General features: G+C 66.4%; 18 protein-coding genes. 8 read left to right on the forward strand and 10 right to left on the reverse strand.

Annotation, left to right across the window (positions count from 1 at the left end):
* Positions 1-4 precede the first annotated feature (4 nt).
* The 6 genes from ACROSR_RS06535 to tspO all read left to right on the forward strand — a co-directional run bounded on the left by ACROSR_RS06535 (position 5) and on the right by tspO (position 7,093).
* Positions 5-991, forward strand: coding sequence for a P1 family peptidase (locus ACROSR_RS06535; protein ID WP_432683280.1), 987 nt, complete (start codon positions 5-7; stop codon positions 989-991).
* A 131-nt stretch (positions 992-1,122) separates the two neighbouring features.
* A complete protein-coding gene (gene rimP, locus ACROSR_RS06540; protein ID WP_432683282.1) occupies positions 1,123-1,698 on the forward strand; it encodes a ribosome maturation factor RimP in 576 nt (191 codons plus the stop codon).
* A 4-nt stretch (positions 1,699-1,702) separates the two neighbouring features.
* A complete protein-coding gene (nusA, locus tag ACROSR_RS06545; protein ID WP_432683284.1) occupies positions 1,703-3,316 on the forward strand; it encodes a transcription termination factor NusA in 1,614 nt (537 codons plus the stop codon).
* 24 nt (positions 3,317-3,340) lie between these two features.
* Entirely contained in the window at positions 3,341-3,964 is a 624-nt protein-coding gene (locus tag ACROSR_RS06550; protein ID WP_432683286.1) for an RNA-binding protein, read from the forward strand.
* Positions 3,965-3,968: 4 nt separating this feature from the next.
* Entirely contained in the window at positions 3,969-6,473 is a 2,505-nt protein-coding gene (gene infB, locus ACROSR_RS06555; RefSeq protein ID WP_432683288.1) for a translation initiation factor IF-2, read from the forward strand.
* 143 nt (positions 6,474-6,616) lie between these two features.
* Positions 6,617-7,093 (forward strand): tryptophan-rich sensory protein TspO, encoded by a 477-nt coding sequence (tspO, locus tag ACROSR_RS06560; protein WP_432683290.1) that lies wholly within the window; start codon positions 6,617-6,619, stop codon positions 7,091-7,093.
* Between the two features lie 19 nt (positions 7,094-7,112).
* On the opposite strand, the gene ACROSR_RS06565 is transcribed toward tspO, so the two are convergent.
* Positions 7,113-8,468, reverse strand: coding sequence for a hypothetical protein (locus ACROSR_RS06565; RefSeq protein WP_432683292.1), 1,356 nt, complete (start codon positions 8,466-8,468; stop codon positions 7,113-7,115).
* On the opposite strand from ACROSR_RS06565, the gene ACROSR_RS06570 reads away from it, so the two are divergent.
* Positions 8,467-8,745 (forward strand): hypothetical protein, encoded by a 279-nt coding sequence (locus ACROSR_RS06570; RefSeq protein ID WP_432683294.1) that lies wholly within the window; start codon positions 8,467-8,469, stop codon positions 8,743-8,745. The two genes, ACROSR_RS06565 and ACROSR_RS06570, sit on opposite strands and share 2 nt — an antisense overlap.
* 5 nt (positions 8,746-8,750) lie before the next feature.
* Positions 8,751-9,563 carry an outer membrane protein gene (locus ACROSR_RS06575; RefSeq protein ID WP_432683319.1) on the forward strand — a complete coding sequence of 271 codons (813 nt, stop codon included), beginning with the start codon at positions 8,751-8,753 and terminating at the stop codon, positions 9,561-9,563.
* Positions 9,564-9,590: 27 nt separating this feature from the next.
* Here the strand turns inward: ACROSR_RS06575 and ACROSR_RS06580 are convergent, their stop codons facing one another.
* The 9 genes from ACROSR_RS06580 to ACROSR_RS06620 form a co-directional block, all read right to left on the reverse strand.
* Positions 9,591-10,334 (reverse strand): SapC family protein, encoded by a 744-nt coding sequence (locus tag ACROSR_RS06580; protein WP_432683296.1) that lies wholly within the window; start codon positions 10,332-10,334, stop codon positions 9,591-9,593.
* Positions 10,335-10,424: 90 nt separating this feature from the next.
* Positions 10,425-11,438 carry a radical SAM protein gene (locus ACROSR_RS06585; protein ID WP_432683298.1) on the reverse strand — a complete coding sequence of 338 codons (1,014 nt, stop codon included), beginning with the start codon at positions 11,436-11,438 and terminating at the stop codon, positions 10,425-10,427.
* Positions 11,425-12,309, reverse strand: coding sequence for a hypothetical protein (locus ACROSR_RS06590; RefSeq protein WP_432683300.1), 885 nt, complete (start codon positions 12,307-12,309; stop codon positions 11,425-11,427). The genes ACROSR_RS06585 and ACROSR_RS06590 overlap by 14 nt, the downstream gene beginning before the upstream one ends.
* On the reverse strand, positions 12,306-13,040 hold the full coding sequence (locus ACROSR_RS06595) for a hypothetical protein (protein ID WP_432683302.1): 735 nt from the start codon (positions 13,038-13,040) through the stop codon (positions 12,306-12,308). Before ACROSR_RS06595 ends, ACROSR_RS06590 begins: the two co-directional genes overlap by 4 nt.
* Positions 13,030-13,857: an efflux RND transporter periplasmic adaptor subunit gene (locus ACROSR_RS06600; RefSeq protein ID WP_432683304.1), complete on the reverse strand. Its 828-nt coding sequence runs from the start codon at positions 13,855-13,857 to the stop codon at positions 13,030-13,032. Before ACROSR_RS06600 ends, ACROSR_RS06595 begins: the two co-directional genes overlap by 11 nt.
* A gap of 36 nt (positions 13,858-13,893) precedes the next feature.
* On the reverse strand, positions 13,894-15,909 hold the full coding sequence (locus ACROSR_RS06605) for a preprotein translocase subunit SecA (RefSeq protein ID WP_432683306.1): 2,016 nt from the start codon (positions 15,907-15,909) through the stop codon (positions 13,894-13,896).
* Entirely contained in the window at positions 15,906-18,044 is a 2,139-nt protein-coding gene (locus tag ACROSR_RS06610; protein ID WP_432683308.1) for a PqqD family peptide modification chaperone, read from the reverse strand. The genes ACROSR_RS06605 and ACROSR_RS06610 overlap by 4 nt, the downstream gene beginning before the upstream one ends.
* Positions 18,045-18,053: 9 nt before the next feature.
* Positions 18,054-19,958, reverse strand: a complete 1,905-nt coding sequence (locus ACROSR_RS06615; RefSeq protein ID WP_432683310.1) for a GAF domain-containing protein — start codon at positions 19,956-19,958, stop codon at positions 18,054-18,056.
* 4 nt (positions 19,959-19,962) lie between these two features.
* Positions 19,963-20,271, reverse strand: a complete 309-nt coding sequence (locus ACROSR_RS06620; protein WP_432683312.1) for a DUF3467 domain-containing protein — start codon at positions 20,269-20,271, stop codon at positions 19,963-19,965.
* Between the last annotated feature and the right edge of the window lie 82 nt (positions 20,272-20,353).

Here is a 20,353-nt window from a genome sequence, read left to right on the forward strand (position 1 = left end):
GACGATGGCACATGACCGGCGCAACCTGATCACCGACGTGGCGGGGCTGCGCATCGGCAACGCCAGCGACCCAAGACTGCGCAGCGGGGTCACGGTCCTGACCGGCGATGCGCCCTTCACCGCCGGCGTACATGTGATGGGCGGCGCGCCCGGCACACGCGAGACCGACCTTCTGGCCCCCGAACATGTGGTGCAGGAGGTCGACGCGCTGGTCCTGTCGGGCGGATCGGCCTTCGGGCTCGACGCGGCCTCGGGCGTGGCCGAGGGGCTGCGGGCCGCCGGGCGCGGCTTTGCCGTGGGGCGCGCGCGAGTGCCGATCGTACCGGCCGCGATCCTGTTCGACCTGCGCGACGGCAGCGACACGGGCTGGACGGACAACCCGTGGAAGGCGCTAGGCCGTGCGGCATTGGACACCGCCGCGGCCGATTTCGGGATCGGCAGCACCGGCGCGGGCACGGGCGCGACCACCGCCACCTTGCGCGGCGGGCTGGGCTCGGCCTCGGCAATGCTGCCGGACGGCTCCACCATCGGCGCGCTGGTGGCGGTCAACGCGCTTGGCTCGGCGACCGTGGGCGGCGGGCCGCATTTCTGGGCCGCACCGTTCGAGCAGAACGCCGAGTTCGGTGGCCTTGGCCCGGCGCCGGAGGCGCCCGACCCGATGACGGCCCCCACCAAGCTGACCCCGCACGCCAACACCACCATCGGGATTGTCGCCACCGATGCCGCGCTGACCAAGGCGCAATGCAGGCGGCTGGCCACGGCCGCGCATGACGGGTTCGCCCGCGCGCTCGTGCCGTCGCACACATTGATGGATGGCGACCTGATATTCGCCGCCGCGACCGGGGCGCGGCCCGCCCCCGACATCGCCGGTCAGGTCACACTGGGACACGCGGCCGCCTGCGTGATGGCCCGCGCCGTGGCGCGCGCGATCTTCGCCGCCGCACCAGACACCGTCGACGGCCCGCCCGCGTGGCAGGCGCGGTTCGGCTGACCGAGAATCCCCTTGCGGATACCGCCCATGAGGCGTATAGACCCGTCATCAGCGGCGCTTTCGGGTCCACTCCGAAAGTCCCACCGGAGAGTGTGACGGGCCGCGCGCCCGTTTTTTTGTGTCTGGAACCCATGAGCAACGACCTGATCGCCAAGGCCGCAATGGATCGCCGCATTGCCGAGATCATCGCCCCGGTGATCGAGGACATGGGGTTCGAACTTGTGCGCGTGCGGCTCATGGGCGGCAAGGAGCCGTTGCTGCAGATCATGGCGGACCGGCCCGACGGCGGCATCGAGGTGGACGAGTGCGGAGATATCAGCACGGCGGTCAGCGCGGTGCTGGATGTCGAAGAGCCGATCACCGACACCTACACGCTTGAAGTCTCCAGCCCCGGCATCGACCGTCCGCTCACGCGGCTCAAGGATTTCGAGGCGTTCGAGGGCTACGAGGCCAAGCTTGAGACCGCCGAACAGGTCGGCGGGCGCAAGCGTTTCAAGGGCATGCTGGCCGGCGTCGAGGGCAACGAAGTGCTGATCAACGTCGCCGAGGGCACGATCGGGCTGGAATTCGACTGGCTGAACGACGCCAAGCTGGTGCTGACCGACGATCTGATCCGCGAGATGCTGCGGCAGCGCAAGGCGGCGGGCGTCATCGACGATGACACGCCCAACGAGACAGAAACCGAAAGCGGTTCCGAGGAGGACTGAAACCATGGCTATCACATCGGCCAACCAGCTTGAGCTGCTGCAGACCGCGGAAGCGGTGGCGCGCGAAAAGATGATCGACCCGGCCCTCGTGGTCGAAGCGATGGAGGAAAGCCTCGCCCGCGCTGCCAAGAGCCGCTACGGGGCCGAGATGGACATCCGGGTGAAGATCGACCGCAAGACCGGGCGCGCCACCTTCACCCGCGTCCGCACCGTGGTCGAGGATGACGAGCTGGAGAACTACCAGGCGGAACTGACCGTCGAGCAGGCAAAGCAATACCTCGAGGACCCATCGGTCGGCGACACGCTGACCGAAGAGGTGCCGCCGGTGGAAATGGGGCGGATCGCCGCCCAAAGCGCCAAGCAGGTGATCCTGCAACGCGTGCGCGAGGCCGAACGCGACCGCCAGTACGAGGAATTCAAGGATCGCGCGGGCACCATCATCAACGGTGTCGTCCGTCGCGAGGAATACGGCAACGTCATCGTCGATGTCGGCGCGGGCGAGGGCATCCTGCGCCGCAACGAGAAGATCGGACGCGAGGCGTATCGCCCCAACGACCGCATCCGCTGCTACGTTAAGGACGTGCGCCGCGAACAGCGCGGGCCGCAGATCTTCCTGTCGCGCACCGAGCCGCAGTTCATGGCGGAACTGTTCCGCATGGAAGTGCCGGAAATCTATGACGGCATCATCGACATCAAGGCCGTGGCGCGCGATCCCGGCAGCCGCGCCAAGATCGCGGTGATCAGCCATGACAGCTCTATCGATCCGGTCGGCGCCTGCGTCGGCATGCGGGGCAGCCGAGTGCAGGCCGTGGTCAACGAGCTTCAGGGCGAGAAGGTCGACATCATCCCGTGGAACGAGGATCAGGCGACGTTCCTCGTCAACGCGCTGCAACCCGCCGAGGTCGCGAAAGTGGTGATCGACGAGGACGCGCAAAGCATCGAGGTGGTGGTCCCCGAGGATCAGTTGTCATTGGCCATCGGGCGGCGCGGCCAGAACGTGCGGCTTGCCAGCCAGTTGACGGGGCTGGACATCGACATCATGACCGAGGCCGAGGACAGCGAACGCCGCCAGAAGGAATTCGAAGAGCGCACGGGTCTCTTCATGGAGGCGCTCGATCTGGACGAATTTTTCGCGCAGCTTCTGGTCGCCGAGGGTTTCACGACGCTGGAAGAGGTCGCATATGTAGAGCTGGACGAGCTTCTGGTGATCGACGGCGTCGATGACGACACCGCTGCGGAATTGCAGGCCCGCGCGCGTGACGTGCTTGAAGCACAGACCGCCGCCGCCCTTGCCAAGGCGCGCGAGCTTGGCGCCGAGGACAGCCTGATCGAGTTCGAGGGGCTGACCCCGCAGATGGTGCAGGCACTGGCCGAGGACGACGTCAAGTCGCTGGACGATTTCGCGACCTGTGCCGACTGGGAACTCGCCGGCGGCTGGACGACGGTGAATGGCGAGCGTGTCAAGGATGAAGGGCTTCTGGAAAAATTTGACGTCTCTCTCGAGGAAGCGCAAAATATGGTGATGACCGCGCGCGTCATGCTGGGCTGGGTGGACCCTGACGATCTGGTGACGGACGACGAGACCACCGAAGACGAAACCGCGGAGGCCGAGGCCTGATTTATCAGGTCTCGGAAGTATCAGATGGGGCGCGGCGGGCAATCCAAAGACCGAAGCGACGGTCCAGAGCGTAAGTGCATCGCCACGGGCGAGGTGCAGCCGAAGAATGGGCTGATCCGCTTCGTGATCGGCCCCGAAGGCCAGATCGCCCCCGATCTGGCGGAAAAGCTGCCCGGACGCGGCATCTGGGTTTCGGCGGACCGTGCGGCGCTGGACAAGGCCGCGCAGAAACGGCTTTTCTCGCGCGCGGCAAAGCAGGCGGTCACCGTGCCCGAGGGGCTGACAGATCACGTCGAGACCCTGCTGGCGCAGCGCGTGGTCAACCTGATCAGCCTTGCCCGCAAGGGTGGCGGTGCCGTCTGCGGGTACGAAAAGGTCAAGTCGAAGCTGACCGGCGAAGAGGCGCATGTGCTGATTCAGGCCAGCGATGGCTCCGAACGGGGCAAGTCGAAACTGAGCACCCCCTATCGGGGCGATTTCATTGGCTGGCTGTCCGCCGCCGAGCTGGGCCGGGCCTTTGGCCGACAAACCGTGATCCACGCCGCACTGGACGCTGGCGGTTTGTCACAACGTGTTGTAGAGGACGCCGCAAGACTGAAAGGTCTGCGCGTCTCGGACGGCGAGATTGCGCGCCGGAAAGGAAAGTAGAAGCATGAGCGACAACGACGGAAAGAAACCTTTGGGCGTACGTGGCAGCGGATCCCGGCCGGGGAACGTGAAGCAGAGCTTCAGCCATGGCCGGACGAAGAACGTCGTGGTGGAAACCAAACGCAAGCGCGTGGTCGCGCCCAAGCCCGCCGCCGGCACATCCGGCGGTACGGGCGCGGGCGGTGCCGGGAAATCCGGTCCCCAGTCGAGCTCTTCCAAGCGCCCCGCCGGGATTTCCGATGCCGAGATGGAACGCCGCATGAAGGCGCTTCAGGCGGCCAAGGCGCGCGAGACCGAAGAGGCCGCGCAGCGCGAGGCCAATGAAAAGGCCCGCGAGGAAGAACGGCAGCGTCGGCGCGAAGAAGCCGAGGCGAAGGAGCGCGAACAGCGCGACGCCGAGGAGCGCGCCCGCGCCAAGGCCGAAGAGGACGCACGCCAGAAGGACGCTGCCGACAAGGCCGCGGCTGCGCCCGCCAAGGCAGAACCCGTATCCGAGCCGGCCCCCGCGCGCCAGACGCCGTCGAAGCAGGCCCCGACACCACGCAAGCGCGACGAGGACGCCAAGTCCAAGGGGCGCGGCAAGGGACGTGGCGATGACGACGCCCGCCGCTCTGGCAAGCTGACGCTCAATCAGGCGCTTTCGGGCGGTGAAGGCGGTGGACGCCACAAATCCATGGCCGCGATGAAGCGCAAGCAGGAGCGTGCGCGTCAAAAGGCCATGGGCGGGGCGCAGGACCGCGAAAAGGTGGTCCGCGACGTACAGCTGCCCGAAACCATCGTTGTCTCCGAACTGGCGAACCGCATGGCCGAACGCGTGAGCGACGTGGTCAAGGCGTTGATGCAGAACGGCATGATGGTCACACAGAACCAGTCGGTCGATGCCGACACCGCCGAGTTGATCATCGAGGAATTCGGCCACCGCGTCGTGCGCGTCAGCGACGCCGATGTCGAGCAGGTGATCGAGGCCGTCGAGGACACGCCCGAATCGCTGCACCCGCGGCCACCCGTGATCACCATCATGGGCCACGTGGACCACGGCAAGACGTCGCTTCTGGACGCGATCCGCGACGCCAAGGTGCAATCCGGAGAGGCCGGTGGCATCACCCAGCATATCGGGGCCTACCAGGTCACCACCGAGAGCGGCGCGGTGCTCAGCTTTCTTGACACGCCGGGTCACGCCGCGTTCACCTCGATGCGTTCGCGCGGGGCACATGTGACGGATATCGTGGTGCTGGTCGTCGCCGCCGACGACGCGGTCATGCCGCAGACGATCGAGGCGATCAACCACGCCAAGGCCGCCGGGGTGCCGATGATCGTCGCGATCAACAAGGTCGATCTGCCCGCGGCCGATCCGGACCATGTGCGCGCCGACCTGCTGCGTCAGGAGGTCGTCGTCGAGGCGATGTCGGGCGACGTGCAGGATGTCGAGGTGTCCGCGGTCACCGGTCAGGGTCTTGACGAACTGCTCGAGGCGATCGCGCTGCAGGCCGAGATCCTCGAACTCAAGGCCAACCCCGACCGCGCCGCCGAGGGCGCCGTGATCGAGGCGCAACTGGATGTCGGCCGCGGCCCCGTGGCCACGGTTCTGGTTCAGAAGGGCACGTTGCGCAAAGGCGATATCTTCGTCGTCGGCGAGCAGTACGGCAAGGTGCGTGCGCTTATCAACGACCGGGGCGAGCGTGTGGACGAGGCCGGACCATCGGTCCCGGTCGAGGTTCTGGGTCTCAACGGCACACCCGAGGCGGGGGACGTTCTCAACGTGGTCGAGGCCGAGGCCCAGGCACGCGAGATCGCCGAATACCGCGCCAATGCCGCCAAGGAAAAGCGCGCCGCCGTCGGCGCCGGCACGTCGCTGGAACAGCTTCTGGCCAACGCCAAGGCGACCGAGAACCTCAAGGAACTGCCGGTCGTGCTCAAGGCCGACGTGCAGGGCTCTGCCGAGGCGATCGTGCAGGCCGTCGAGAAGATCGGCAACGACGAGGTGCGCGTCCGCGTGCTGCACTCGGGTGTCGGCGCGATCACCGAATCGGATATCAACCTTGCCGAGGCATCGGGCGCGCCGGTCATCGGCTTCAACGTCCGTGCCAACGCCCCGGCCCGCAACAGCGCCAACCAGAAGGGCGTGGAGATCCGGTATTATTCGGTGATCTACGACCTTGTGGACGATGTGAAGGCCGCGGCAAGCGGCCTGTTGGGCGCCGAAGTCCGCGAGAAGTTCATCGGCTACGCGAAGATCATGGAGGTGTTCAAGGTCACCAAGGTGGGCAAGGTCGCCGGCTGTCTCGTGACCGAGGGCATCGCGCGCCGGTCTGCCGGGGTGCGCCTGCTGCGCGACGACGTGGTGATCCACGAGGGCACGCTGAAAACGCTCAAGCGCTTCAAGGATGAAGTGACCGAGGTGATCTCGGGTCAGGAATGCGGCATGGCGTTCGAAAACTACGAGGATATCCGCGAAGGCGATGTCATCGAGATCTTCGAGCGTGAGGAATTCACGCGCACGCTCGCCTGACACGGCCCATCATGACCGATACACGGGGCAGCCTTCGGGGCTGCCCCGTGTTGTTTCCACGTCGTGCCCCCGACACTGAATTGTGATTGATACGTCCGTGCCCTGCGGTTAGCGTGGCTGAACCTCATGCAAGGAGATCCGGCATGGACGTGGTGCTGTTCCTCATATTCATAGCGACCTGCGCCGTGCCGGGCGCGGCGGGCGCGATGTTTCGGCCGGGTGCATGGTACCGTGGCCTCGACAAGCCCGCATGGACCCCGCCGAACCGGCTGTTTCCGGTGATCTGGGCGGTGCTTTACCTGTCCATGTCGGTCGCGGCGGCGCGTGTCGGCATGTATGAGGGCAGCGTCGTGGCTATCGCGCTTTGGGGGTTGCAGATCTGCATCAACACGCTGTGGTCGGCGGTTTTCTTTGGCCTCCACCGTATCCTGGCGGGGGTGGTCATCATCGGTCTGCTCTGGCTCGCCGTGGTGGCGACGACACTGGCATTCGCCACGCAAGACTGGCTCGCGGCCGGTTTGATGGTGCCGTATCTGGCCTGGGGCACCTATGCATTCGCACTGAATGTTTCGGTCTGGCAGCGCAATCGCGATGGGGGCCCCGAGACGGTGACCGGGTGATCGCGGGCGTTGGCGGCGGTCAGGCCCCAAAATCCCCCAGGCGCACGGCGGTCAGGGACAGATCGACATCGTTCGAGACCCCCATGATCGGAATGCCGGTGTCGTAGTCGACACTGACGGATGTCATGCCCGACCGATCAACGGACTCGTCGATCAGGACGTGGTCGCCTGCGCCGGTCGACTCGAGCCCCACGGCTGCGCGCAGGACTTCCAGCGCATCGCCCGCCGTCACCTCACCACTGCGGTTGACGTCGGCCGTTATCAGTTGCAACGGCGATGCCGGACCACTTGGCAGATCCAGACCTACCGCGATCCTGAGAACCTGCAAGGCGTCGCCCGCCGTGATCCCCGACGTCCCCGTGCTGAAGGATGTCAGAAGGTCGATCCGTCCCGACGCGCCGCTGTCGATCTCGAACGCGACAAGCCCGGTCGCATCGGTCAGCTCGGTCACATCCGCGCCCGCGTCCGGGGTGAAGGTCAACGGCAGGGCATCCACCGGACTGCCCGACGGGGTCGCCACGGTCACATCGACACTGAACGTGTCGGGTTCCTCCGGTGGCGGTGGGGGTGGCGGGAGCGGGCTGTCGAAGATGATATTCTCTTGCAGGATTCCGATCAGCGTGTCGGTTCCCGCATCCGGTGCCGTGCTGCTGGACACAGTGATCGAGCCGTCGTTGACCGTAATCTCATAATCGCCCTCGGCGCCGGCATAGAGCGCCGTGTCGGTCCCTTCGCCACCGTCCAGCGTGTCATCGCCCAGACCGCCCCGCAGGACATCGTCGCCCGGTCCGCCCTTCAGCAGGTCGTCCCCATCGGCACCTGTCAGGGTGTCGTTGCCTTCGCCGCCCATGAAATGGTGATCCACGCCGGGGGCGCCGGTGATCTCGTCGTCATAGATCGAGCCTTCGATATTCTCGATTTCGATGAACGTGTCTGTCGCGCCGAAGGTATCGGTGCCTTCGTTCGCCCCAAGGTCTATGGTCACCCCGGATGTGCCGCCATTGTCGGCCGCGGTCGCGTATGACACCCAGTCGATCCCGTCGCCGCCGTCAAAGAAATCGTCGCCATCCAGTCCGCGAAACCACTGCGTGCCCTCGGCGCCAGTGAAGGCATCATCGAACCGCGTGCCCTCTGTCAGTTCAATATCGGTCAGCCCGTCGGTGCCGCCCAGCCCGTCGGTCACATTCGCCGTGGCCTTACTGCTGTAGGTGACGACGATACCCTGCGTCCGGCTGGCATCGTCATCAGCGTAAGAGACGATGTCGAAGCCGCCAGACCCGTCGATGGTGTCGGTCCCAGCCCCCGGAAGAAAGACGTCATCCCCCTCCGTGCCGGGAAGGCTGTCATCCCCCACCGTTCCCAAGATATCGGTCATGGCCAGTATCGCATGTCACATTACCTTTTTCGCGATGATTGCAGATTTTCCAGGTTCGGGGAACTCTTTTGTCACAGTCCGCGAAAAAAACACCGGCGGTCTCGCGATCCGTTTGGGCGATACCGAGGTCCTGCTGTTATCTTTCTTTCGTGCGGCCACTTGGCATTTTCCCCGTCCGTGGGAGGATGCGCCGTATTTGGAGGGAATGATTAAACCGCGCGGCATTCATGGGTATCCGCCCTTCAGAAAGCCCGCGACGCCAGGAGAGTCGCCTTGAAACACATGCCAGCCACCAAACCGACATGCCGCGCATCGCGCTATGCGCTTGTTCTACTTGCCGCCGCAGTCCCTGCGCAGGTCCATGCGAACGGCGGCACGGCCACCGCGCGACCGCCGGTCGCCACGCCGCAGCCGCCCGCAGCGCCCGTCACCCGCGACTGGAGCGGGTTCTACGTCGGGGCGCATCTTGGCGCGTCCGTGTCGGAAACCGATCAATCGGACCTGAACAACCAGTTCCTGAACGAGCCGCCAACCCAGTCAGAGGTCGGCGTTTCGGGCGGGTTGTACCTTGGCTACAATTACACGCTGCCCGACGGTCTCGTGCTGGGGGCCGAGTTCGATTACAGCACGGGCGTGGAAATGGACAATTTCTTCTCCGCCAATGCGGCCGGGACAAGCGGTCAGGTCTACGATAACAGCTTCGAATCAATCATGTCGCTGCGTGCCCGCGCCGGTCTGCCACGCGGCAACAGCCTGATCTACATCACCGGCGGCGTGGCCTACGGTGACGGCACGTTCGAGGCCTATAACGTCAACCGCCCGGTCCAGACCACGTGTGACAATTCGATCTGCGCGGAAACCTCTGACGGGTTCTTCGGTCTCGCCATCGGGGCGGGGGTCGAGCATGCATTCCGCGAGAACGTAGTCGGCCGTTTCGAGGTCATGCACTACGAATTCGAAAGCCAGCAAGCGGATGTCGAGGACAAGGCGAGCGGCGGCATCCCGGCCTGTAGCACGGGTGCGACAGATAGCTGCACATTCGGGTTCTCGCCCTCGGTGACGCAAGTCCGCGTCGGGATCAGCTACAACTTCTGATCCCGACGCGCCCCGTCATGTGCCCGATCACATGGCGGGTTCCGGCGTGTTGGCGGCGGTGACACGCTGCGTCATCGGCGTCAGGTTGTTGAGCGATTGCAGGTGCAGGTAGCACAGCTCCAGCTCGTCGCGCTTGGCCATGTCCGACAGCGTCTCGGCGGGCAGGTTGCGCAGCTTGTCGCGGTTGATGGTCTTGAATCCGGCCAGTTGCGTCCGCTCGCCATCGGGCAGGTTGAATTGCGCCTGCGCCGGCTCCAGCAGGTCCAGCTCCAGCAGCTTGCGCGCGAAGGCTTCTGTGCGCTTGAACTGGCCCTGATACTCGCTGGTGAAACGCAGCATGTTTTCAAGGTACTGCGTGCGATTGCCATCCGCGTCGAACAGACGCTCGCCGCGCCCCTCGTCGTTCAGCCCCTCGTATTCCTCGTCGATGCACAGCGTGAATGTCTCGCCATCCTTCGACGAGGCAAAGACGAACGGATACCGCCGCAGGAACGCCGGCACGTACCGCCCGGTCCACCGGCCGGTCGCATCCACATGCGCGTTCTCGCCGTCGCGCATCCCCAGGATCACCGAGGGAAACACAACCTCGCCCTCACCCGCGAAGATGATCGCATATTCGAGCGCCGCCGCGGAAAACTCGGCGGCCACGATCGGCACCGAATTCACATCGCGCGCGAAGGCGTAGCTGTCACCGGCCTTGACCGACCAATTCGCATGCGCCTGAGCGTTGATCGGCACGGCCCGCTCGTAGATCATCAACTGTTTCGTCATAAGGCATTCTCCTGTCCTGTCATGTGATACCCTAATCGTATAGACGTCGTCACAGAAACCCCGAAAATCATGTCATCGGGCACGGTGATGTCAGCGCGCCGGGTTCAGCGGGCGCAGCAGATCACGCTCGTCACCGAACCGGTCGCGATACGCGCGCGTCAGGCCAAGACATTCGGTCGACGCGCAGGCCTCGCGATGCGGGCAAAGGTGAAACTCGTTGCGATCGAACTCGCGCCAGAATTCGGGGTCGATGACCAGCGTCGGCTGCGCGTTGACCAGCGCATCGCCCAGCTCGGCCAGCAGGCATTCGGGGAAATTCTTGACCTCGACGAACCGCCCCCGCGCCCGGCACTCGAGTATCGCGGCACGCAGATAGGGCAGGATATCGCCGTGGCGCGCGATCAGGCCCTTCGTGTCGGTCTCGGCCATCGGGAAGTAGTTCCAGAACTCCATCTGAACCAACCGGCGCAGGTGCCCGAGGGCCGCGACCATGCCGGGCAACAGCGTATAGCTTTGCGACGTGACCACCGAATTGGTGATGATGCGCAGATGATCGTGGGTGTCGAGATGGGCAAGCCCCGCCATCATCTTGTCCCACGATCCGGGCACTTGCGTGATGCGGTCGTGGGTCTCGCGGTCGCTGCCGGCGACCGACACGAAAAACTCGTCGATACCCGCATCGATCAGCCTGTCGGCATAATCGGTCCGCCCGAGGTGCATCCCGTGCGTCTGGATGCGGATATGCCGAAAGCCGGCCGCCTTCGCGCGCCGTGCGATCCGGTCGAGATCGCGCCGCAGGGTGATCTCGGACCCGGTCAGCACCAGCCCGTCCCATCGCCCGGTCTCGGCCTGATCGGCGCAGACCTTCTCGAACACCGCGTCCGGGGTCGCCTGCAAGCGGTCCATCGTGTCCTCTATCATGCAGTGCACGCAGCGCAGGTTGCAGCGGAACTCCATCGTCAGCGACACGTAGCGTTCGTGCCCGCGCAGGCTCAGCCCCTCGACACGTTGCGGATCGCCGCCCGGCGCTGTCAGACCGCCGCGCGTGCCCTCGGTCCCTATGGCGGCGAGGGCGGCGCGTATCTCTGCTTCAGAAGAGGCCATAAAAGCTTCCCTTGGTGGGCGTCACGCGGCCCGACGCATCGCAGTGGAAATCCCACCCCGCATCATAGAGGTGATGCGCCAGCAAATCACGGTTTTCCTGCAGGACGCGGCGGATCGGACCGGGAAAATCCAGACGGTCCAGAAAATGCGCCAGTTGATCGACCGTGATGCGCGAAAAGTACAGGCTGTCGCAGTGCCGCTTGTTGGCCACGACGACGGTTTGCATCCCCCGCATTTCGGGCCAGACCAGATCATCGCGCCGCAATCGCGTCGGCGCGGCAAGAAACACCGATTCTGTCAGCTTGTCCCAGGCTGCGCCAGCCTCATGCACCGCGTCGAAGAAGAAGTAGAAATTGCGCAGCTCGAACCCGGCCTGCGTCAGACCGTAGCAGATGCCCGACGACACGCTGGACCCCGGATTGCCCATGTAGATGTCGATCTGCCCCAACTGACCGGAATGCAGGGTCTCTGCCGCCATCTCGACCGAGAACATGAAATACGGCAGCGCCTCGTCCACGCTGACCGGCGCGTGCAGAAGCGGCCGCGTCGCCGTCAGGAAATCGGTAACGCCGTGCGACCGTCCGGCACGGGCATAATCATAGAAATAAAGCTCTATCGACAGGTGGCTGCCTGACCACTTGACCCCCCAGACCGTGCCGAACCGCCCCCAGACGCGCCGCACGCGGTCCAGAACCTGCCCCATCGACGCGTCGAACCCCGCCGCCGCGCAGGCCGCGTAAAGCAGTGCCTCGCTTCGCAGGGCACCGGGCTGTGGCGGGGCCGGTCGCGTATATGGCCACTTGCAGAAATCCAGCGCCGGGTCCGACGGGCGCGCACGCGCGGTGCGGGCCACCTCCAGCCAATCCGTCATCGCGGGGCGGCCCCGTAATACAGCGTCGCGAATGCCGTGCCGTCGGGGCCGCACCCGGCGGCGAAATGGCCCAGAACAGCCCCTGCCTGCGCCCGCAGGAAGGCCTCTCCCGCCTCGCCTGCGATCCCCATCACGGGCGCCAGAGTGCCGTCCAGCGCACCAAGCGTCCGTGCCGCGTCGGCGACGGAAATATCGACCGACCGGCGCGCGTCCCCGTGGCCCACGACCTCCAGCACGACCGCTGTCCCGTCCGGGTCTCCAGCACGGGCGAGGGCAAGCATCTCGGCGCCACAGGTCCGTGCGGGGCCCGATGGCACGGCCTGCGCAAGCAGCGCGTGCTTGGCCGCTTGTGTCAGAGGTGTCCTGTCGAAGTAGTGATCGACGCGCACCGCCCCGTCGCGCCATTTCACGGCCAGGAACAGCAACCCCGGCTGCGGCGCGGTGTCGGGCGCATATTCCAGATAGCATTTTCGAATCGGTCCATCGGCGCCGAAATGCACCGCCTGCGCCCCCGGCAGCGCGTCGAGAACCGGCGACGGGTCCGCCAGGCCCAGCCGCTCCACCAGCGCGGCAAGCCGACGGCGCGGACCGGGATAAAGCGCGCGACGCGGAAACGAGAAAAGCCGCCTGTCGGTCTGAAGGGCGCCGGGCGTGATCTTGGCCGAACGTTCCACGATGCACGGGCCACGCAAGGCCCCGGTCAGGATACCATGCAGCGCCTCAGCCGTCATTGGCGGGCTGGGGAAAACTGAGGACGCAACGATGCCCCGCCGGCAGGTCGCCATCCGGATTTGGCAGCGCAAGCCGGACACCGAAGGTGCTGGACGCCGCGTCGAACACACGGTCGATGACCTGCACCGTGGCCTCGAACACCCCCTCGATCGGCAAGGCGGGGCGAATGTCGGCCGACTGGCCCTCGCGGATCAGCGGGGCCATCTCAACCGGCAGGAACGCCTCGACATATAACGGGTCAAGCGCGACGATCGTGACGATCTCGCCGTCCGTGCCGATCCGTTCCCCGGCCGACAGCGTGCGGCTTTGCACCAGCCCGTCGATCGGGCTTTTGATCGTGCGCTGTTCGATCTGCGCCTCGGCGCGGACAAGCTCCTGTCGGGCGAGTTCGCGTTCCAGGCGGGCGCGGGCAAGATCGGAGTCGGCGGCGGCCAGGCTGGCCTCGATGACCTGAAGCTGATCGGTCGAGGAGACGCCACGCTCGACAAGGGTCTGCACACGGTCATACCGGCTCTGGACCAGCGCGCGCTGGATTTCCAGCGCCTCGACCGCCGCATCGCTTTCCGCGCGGGTTCTCAGAACGCCGAGCGCGGCCCTCTCCACGTCGGAGACCAGCCGCGCAACGACCTGCCCCCGTGTCACCGGATCGCCCCGCTCGACCAGAACCTCGTCGATCAGGCCGGTAACGGGCGAGCTGAGCGCCACGGTGCTCGACGGGTCCATGACACAGTCGAACGCACGCTCCGACATGGGTTGGCCGGTGGCAGGCAGGGCAGGCAGGATCGATGAAAGCAGTAGCACCTTGAGAATGCGCATCGCATGTGTCCCCTGTATCATCACAGCTATCGCAATCTATTCCAGTTCACCCGACATGGCCAGAAGCCGCCCGAGACTGCGATCATTTTCCATCAGGTCACGGCGCATCCGTGCGTGCAACCGCTCGACCCGCAATTGGCGGCGGCGCAGCACCCAACCGGCGGTGCGCGGCCCGAACATCCGCATGAGCCCCGCGGCCACGGCACGCCAGCGGGCCGCATCGGGTCCACGCATGAGCTCGTCCTCAAGGCTCAGATACGCCTCGACATGGCCCGGATCACCCTGCCGGCCGCAGCGCCCCTCGAACTGGCGGTCGATGCGGCGGCTGTCATGGCGTTCGGTCAGGATCACATGCAGCCCGCCCACATCCGTCACGCCGCCCGCCAGCTTGATGTCGGTGCCGCGCCCGGCCATGTTCGTGGCAACGGTGATGCGTCCGGGCTGGCCCGCCTCGGCGACGATCGCGGCCTCGTCGGCATCCTGCGCCGCTGATAACAGTTGATGGTCCAGCCCGGCGGCGGTCAAACGGTCGCTTACGGCCTCGGACGCGTTGATCGACCGCGTGCCGATCAGCACGGGCACGCCCGCCGCCGCAAGCGCGCCCGCGCGCGCGGCAATCGCCGCCAGTTTGTCATCCTCGTGGCGATACAGACGGTCGCGGGCAAAGATCCGGCGATCCGGCGCGTTGGTCGGGATCCGCACGACCGAAAGCCCGTAAACCGTCGCAAGCTCCCATGCGGCGTCGCGCGCGGTCCCGGTCATGCCGCCCAGATGGGCGTAGCGACGAAAAAACCGTTGATAGGTCATGCGCGACAGGGTCTCGCGCGTGGCACTCATCTCGAGACCTTCCTTCAGCTCGACCATCTGGTGCAGACCGTCGGACCATTGCCGGTCGGGCGTGACGCGCCCCGTGTTCTCGTCAACGATCTGCACCTTGTCATCACGCAGGATATAGGCCTCGCCCCGGTGAAAGATATCGAGCGCCTTGAGCGCCTGCAACACCATGTGATCCCGGATCACCGGAATGGCAAAGGCGTCGTCACGGTCGTCCGTCATCTGGTCCAGCCGGTCGAACCCGGCCTCGAGGATCTCCACGGTCCGGGTGCCACGCGGGATGCGGTAATCCGTGCCGGCGCCAAGCTGCCGGGCCGCCGCCATCGCGGCGGTGAACACCGCATCGTCGAACCCGCCGCGCATCGTGCCCTGTCCCGAGATGACCAGCGGGGTGCGCGCCTCGTCTATGAGGACGCTGTCGGCCTCATCGACAAAGGCCACGGGCAACCCCGGCAGCCGCAACCCCGAGACCCCGCCCCCCGACGGCGCGAGGCGGTCGACCTTGCGCCGAAGATTGCCCGGCGCACGCCGCAACATCGCGCGGTCCCGCAGAAAGTCGAAGGCAACCTCCTTGTTCGTCGCATAAACGACATCGGCGCCGTAGGCGGTGCGCCGGGTGTCGCCGTCCTGACCGGCGACGACGGTCGACACGGTCAGACCCAGAAAACCGTAGAACGCGGCGAACTCTTCGGCGTCACGCGTCACCAGATAATCGTTCACCGTCAACAGGTGCACCTGCCGTCCGGACAGCGCGACCGTCGCCGCGGCGAGAACCGCAGACAGGCTCTTGCCGTCCCCGGTGCGCATTTCGGCGACATGACCGTTCATCATCGCCCAGGCCCCGATCGCCTGCACGTCGTAGGGGCGTTTTCCCAGAATGCGCTCTGCCGTCTCGCGCAGCAGCGCGAACGCCTCGCCCGCCGCGGCGACCGGCAGGCGGTGCCCGCGCAGCGCGCTGCGCAGTCTCAGACGGACCGCGCGGGCCTCGGCGCGCAGATCATCATCGCCAAGCGCCTTGAGACGCGCGTCATGCCGGGCCATGTGCCGCAGGATCGGACGAAATCGGTGATGGCGCAACCCGGCCGCGTTCGCGACGACCGATGCGGCAAGGTTTGCCCCGAAACGGTCCAGCGCGCTCGCCTCGGTATCGACGCGCTCGGCGTATTCCTCGACCCGTGGCAGCCGCAGCCGCCCAGCGTGATCGGCGCCGACGCTCACAGGCTGAACCTGCTCATGAACAGCTGACGGGTGCTGCGATAAAGCCTGTGGATCACAGGCTCGTCTCCATGATCGAATTTCACATGCACCCGCTCACCGATCCGCGAGGGTCGGACATCCTCTTGGACGGACAGGACGAATTGCGAGACCGGCTGCAGCGTGGTCAGCGGCTCGCGCGCGGCGGGGTTGAGCACGATCCCGCCACCCGCCTCGTTCGACAGCGCGCGCGACGGCAGGCGGTTGCCGGCGGCCGGCACCTCTCCCGACAGCCGCGCCGGGATCGCCCGGTCGGGCCTGGACACCAGCCGGATCTCGACCGCCCGCGTCCGGGTGCGCACCAGCTCGGCCCGGCCCTGCGGCACGGCAACGCGCACGCGCAGCGGGTCATCCCCAAGGACATAGCCAAGGATATCGCCCCGTCGGACCATGCGGCCGGGCATGTTCTCGCGGTCCGGGACGATCACCTCGCCATCGGCGTTCGCGGTCACCGTCAGCCCGGCGCGGCGCGTCTCAAGCGTGTCGATCTGGTCTTCCATCAGCGCGACACGCTCGCGGAAGATCCCGGCCTGGACCCGGTCCGATAGCGTCAGCGCGGCCAGTTGAAGCTGCGCCTCTTCCCGCTCGAGCCGTCGCAGCGCAAGTTCACCGACCAGTTGCGGATCGGTGCTGCGGATCACCGGCGTGCCCGCCGTGACCCGGCCCGAGGCCACGATTTCGGCGACACGGCCATCCGCCCCGGCGCGCAGGTTGGCGTCGGACCCCAACCACACGACACCGTAGACCGAGGTGGTATAGGGCACAGGAAGATACATCAGCCCGCCCAGCACGACCGCGATCAGCCCGCCCGAAACCGCGAGAGAGCGCCCGCGCACACGGCGCAGTTCGGGGCTGGTCAGCAGGTAGCGAATGCCCTTGAGCACCGGCATCAGGAAGGTCGCCGACAGCGCCCAGATCGCCAGCAGTACCCCGACGATAAAGAATTTCGACGCCACGAAAAGCGCGATCGTGATGCTGATGAACACCCGGTACAGAAAGGCGAGCACCGCGTAGCTGAACAGCCAGCCAGGCTCTCCGCGCGCGGTGACAGGGCTTTGGGCCTGTTGCACGCCCAGCATTCGGCGGGCGAGATACCAGAAATAGCGGTTCGCCCGCGGGCCGAGGTTCGGAATCTCTATCAGGTCGGCGAACACGAAGTAGCCGTCGAACCGCAACAGGGGATTGCCGTTGAACAACACCGTCGAGACGCTGCCGATCAGCATCACGTTGAACGCGAAGGCGCGCAGCAGGCCCGGCTCGGCATTGACCCAGAATATCATCGCCAGGGCGGCCAGCGCCAGTTCCACCATGATCCCCGCACCGCCAACGACCGCGCGTTGCCATTTGCTTGCAAATCCCGCCGCCGAAGAGGCATCGACATAGGGGACGGGGATGAACACAAGGAACATCACCCCCACCTCATGCACCACGCCGCCCCACGTCTTCGTGGCATAGCCGTGGCCTAGCTCATGGAACAGCTTGACCAGCGGATAGGCCACCACGAGGATCAGCAGGTTCTCGACGGCAAGGACGCGGTCGGCGAACCCTTCTGTTAGCGCCGACCAGTTCAGGGCGGCCAGAACCAGCCCCGTCCCCACCAGCACAAGCCAAAGGCCGAATCCCGCCGGCGTGTAAAGCCATCGCACCGCGCCATGCGTCCGTTCAAGAAAGCGGTCAGGGTCCAGCAGCGGCAGCTTGAGCGCCATCGGGTTGCGGATGCGCGCCAAAAACGCTTGCCGCGTCTGGCGCGCGTGCCGCTCGCCAAGCTCGCGCATGTCGGGGGGCAGATCGCTTGCGATCAGGTCGCTGGCATGCAGCTGCGACAGCAGGCGGATGACCTCGCCCTGGGTCGGGGGCTCTTCGCCGAACCGGTCGCAGGCCCGTTCCCAGATCGTCTGCATGCTGCGGGCACCGTTCATCAACGCGACGATGAAATTCGCCGCCGGCGGCAGACGGTGATATTTGCCGCTGTGGTGATCCTGAACCACGTACCAGACATCGCCGCGAAAGGTCTGCCGGTGGATATCGACATGTCCGCGCAACCGCGGCCGCAGATCGGCGACGCGGTACCATTCGGGTGAAAACAGCGACTCGGACATGGGTCTGTCTCAGACCGGCAGATGACGCCAGAGCGTCAGCCGGAACCAGTCGAGGATCGGTCGCGTCCAGACATCGATCAACAGACGTTCTTCTATGGCGATGCGCCCGACCCCCTCCATGCCGGGGTGCAGTTCGGGCGCGGCGGCATCAAGCCGCGCATCCACCGCAAAGGTCGTCAGGCCCTCGCCATAGCTGGCGACCGGCGTGATGCGGTCGATGGTGATCGGAAAGGTGCGTGCGGGCAGGGCAGTGACCCGAAGCGCGCCGGTCTGGCCGGGGGCCACGGCGTCGATATGGCGCTCCTCGACCTGTAGCGTCACCTCGTAGGCGTCCGCGGGGGCAAGTGTCATCAACGTTTCGCCGCGCGAGACGGCGGTCCCCAGCGACTGATCCAGGTCGCCGGATATGACCAGCGCGTCGAAGGGCGCCGTCAGCCGCGTGCGCGCAATGCGTGCGTCGATCAGCTCGATGCGTGTCTCGGCCTGCTCGATACGGTTGCGCCGGATGCGCATTTCGGCCCGGTCACGCGTGGCCACCGCCTCGTCGTATTGAAGTTGCTGGCTCTGGCGCTCGGTCAGCAGGCGCAGGCGCTCCAGCGCCAGATCGCGGTCGTCTAGACGCACCAGCAGGTCGCCCGCCGCAACCCGGTCGCCCGCGACGACCGGAACCTCGGCGATGATCCCGTCGAAACCGGGCGCGATCTCGCGCTCGATCTGGCCCACGACGCGCGCATCCGCGCTGATCTCGAAATCCGTCGTCGCAACCGAGAAGAACGCGACCAGCGCCAGCGCAGCGCCGACCGCAAGCTTGCGCCCGAGATGGCCCGGTCCGATGAGGACGCCAAGCTGCCGCACCAGCGCGCCCCAGGCCTTCGCGACAAGCCAGCGGTCATTGCGCCGCTTCTCTTCCAGCACCGGCGCCAGCACCGTTGTCACCGCCTCGAGGATATCGAGATCGCGCTGCGAGAAGGGGGTGTCGCCATCACGCTCGAAGACCAGCGCACCCACGAAAAGGCCCCCGGCATAAAGCGGGACGGTATACACATGACCCGACCCATGCGCCTCGCACAGCGCCCGGGCGGCCCGTGTCGCCATCGGCACTTCGGCGTCGTCATCGGGCCACAGGATCGGTGCGCGTTGGTCGATCGCCTCGTCCATGGTCTCGGCCAGGGCGCGGGACAGCTGCATGCGCCGCGAGAACTGCGCCGAATGCGAAATCGCCATGACACGGGCGTGTCGCCGCCGGCGAAACCCCAACGAGACCCGGTCACACGCGAACCGGGTGGCCAGATCCGTGCACGCGGCGCGCGCGGCAGTCGGGAAATCGACCTGTTCGGCCACGGTCGCCACCGCATTCAGCGCATGCACCGCCGCCTGATGCTGCGTGGCCGCGCCGGATGCCGCCTCGGCGCGCAGCCGGTCGCGAATCCAGGCCCCGCCCCATTGAAGCTGCCGCAGCGCCTGCTGCATCGCGCCCCGCGTGGCCGGGCGCATCTCCACCAGCACGGCCCCGGCCGGCACGTCATCGACCATCAGGGGCGCGGCCGCGTGCACGAGGCCCGAACCGGAGGCGCCCGCGCCGGTGGGCAGATCACCGCGCGCCACCCCCTTGCGCTGCTCCATCGCTGCCTCGGCCGCATCGATGGCGTCTCGCGGCGGCGCACGCCCGACCGGGCAGACCCCGATCGTCTGAAGCCGCCCGCCGGTGGCGTGCCGGCGCAGCGCCGCCACGGCGACCACATCGATCCCGTCGATCCGGTCGATCTGATCGCGCATGATCGCCGCCCAGGCCGCGGCCGTTTCCTCAAGCGTCTGCGCCCGTGTCAGCGCGCGCCAGGCGTCCGCGCCCGCGCCGTCGTGCGCGTGCCAGGGCGGTCCCTCACGCGGCGATTGCGACGGCGTCATGTCGTGCATGGTGCTATTCGCCCGTCTCCAGCGTTCCGTGGCGCGCCTCATACTCGTCCAGGACCCGTTTGAGAATGGTGTTGAGGCGTTTGGCAGCGTGCGGCGTCAGGATCAGGCGGTTGCTCAGATCGACCTGAAGCGCCGTCTCTTCTTCGGGCTTCAGGCCGCGGCTGGTGCCGAAGAACAGCTCTACCTGCTCGCGCGTGCCCTGGACGTTGACGACATTGGCAAAGGCCGTCGCCATCTGCGTGTCATTCCAGGATACGCTGCTGGTTCGGGTGCGAGGGGCCGTCGATCCGTCATGTCGTGTCATTCGTGTCATTCACCTTTTGATCAGTTGTGTCGGACGCGGTGCCGGGCTGTCCCGGCACGGCCCCGCCCCGTGGCCCAAGCCGCATCGCGGA

Source organism: Roseovarius tibetensis (assembly GCF_050896375.1).
GTDB classification, from domain to species: domain Bacteria; phylum Pseudomonadota; class Alphaproteobacteria; order Rhodobacterales; family Rhodobacteraceae; genus Roseovarius; species Roseovarius tibetensis.

Coding starts and splice junctions, on each gene's coding strand:
- ACROSR_RS06615 (WP_432683310.1), bottom strand. CDS start 19,958: ATGCACGACATGACGCCGTCGCAATCGCCGCGTGAGGGACCGCCCTGG.
- infB (WP_432683288.1), top strand. CDS start 3,969: ATGAGCGACAACGACGGAAAGAAACCTTTGGGCGTACGTGGCAGCGGA.
- ACROSR_RS06620 (WP_432683312.1), bottom strand. CDS start 20,271: ATGACACGAATGACACGACATGACGGATCGACGGCCCCTCGCACCCGA.
- ACROSR_RS06535 (WP_432683280.1), top strand. CDS start 5: ATGGCACATGACCGGCGCAACCTGATCACCGACGTGGCGGGGCTGCGC.
- rimP (WP_432683282.1), top strand. CDS start 1,123: ATGAGCAACGACCTGATCGCCAAGGCCGCAATGGATCGCCGCATTGCC.
- ACROSR_RS06550 (WP_432683286.1), top strand. CDS start 3,341: ATGGGGCGCGGCGGGCAATCCAAAGACCGAAGCGACGGTCCAGAGCGT.
- ACROSR_RS06590 (WP_432683300.1), bottom strand. CDS start 12,309: ATGACGGATTGGCTGGAGGTGGCCCGCACCGCGCGTGCGCGCCCGTCG.
- ACROSR_RS06585 (WP_432683298.1), bottom strand. CDS start 11,438: ATGGCCTCTTCTGAAGCAGAGATACGCGCCGCCCTCGCCGCCATAGGG.
- nusA (WP_432683284.1), top strand. CDS start 1,703: ATGGCTATCACATCGGCCAACCAGCTTGAGCTGCTGCAGACCGCGGAA.
- tspO (WP_432683290.1), top strand. CDS start 6,617: ATGGACGTGGTGCTGTTCCTCATATTCATAGCGACCTGCGCCGTGCCG.
- ACROSR_RS06600 (WP_432683304.1), bottom strand. CDS start 13,857: ATGCGCATTCTCAAGGTGCTACTGCTTTCATCGATCCTGCCTGCCCTG.
- ACROSR_RS06575 (WP_432683319.1), top strand. CDS start 8,751: ATGCCAGCCACCAAACCGACATGCCGCGCATCGCGCTATGCGCTTGTT.
- ACROSR_RS06580 (WP_432683296.1), bottom strand. CDS start 10,334: ATGACGAAACAGTTGATGATCTACGAGCGGGCCGTGCCGATCAACGCT.
- ACROSR_RS06595 (WP_432683302.1), bottom strand. CDS start 13,040: ATGACGGCTGAGGCGCTGCATGGTATCCTGACCGGGGCCTTGCGTGGC.
- ACROSR_RS06610 (WP_432683308.1), bottom strand. CDS start 18,044: ATGTCCGAGTCGCTGTTTTCACCCGAATGGTACCGCGTCGCCGATCTG.
- ACROSR_RS06565 (WP_432683292.1), bottom strand. CDS start 8,468: ATGACCGATATCTTGGGAACGGTGGGGGATGACAGCCTTCCCGGCACG.
- ACROSR_RS06570 (WP_432683294.1), top strand. CDS start 8,467: ATGGCCAGTATCGCATGTCACATTACCTTTTTCGCGATGATTGCAGAT.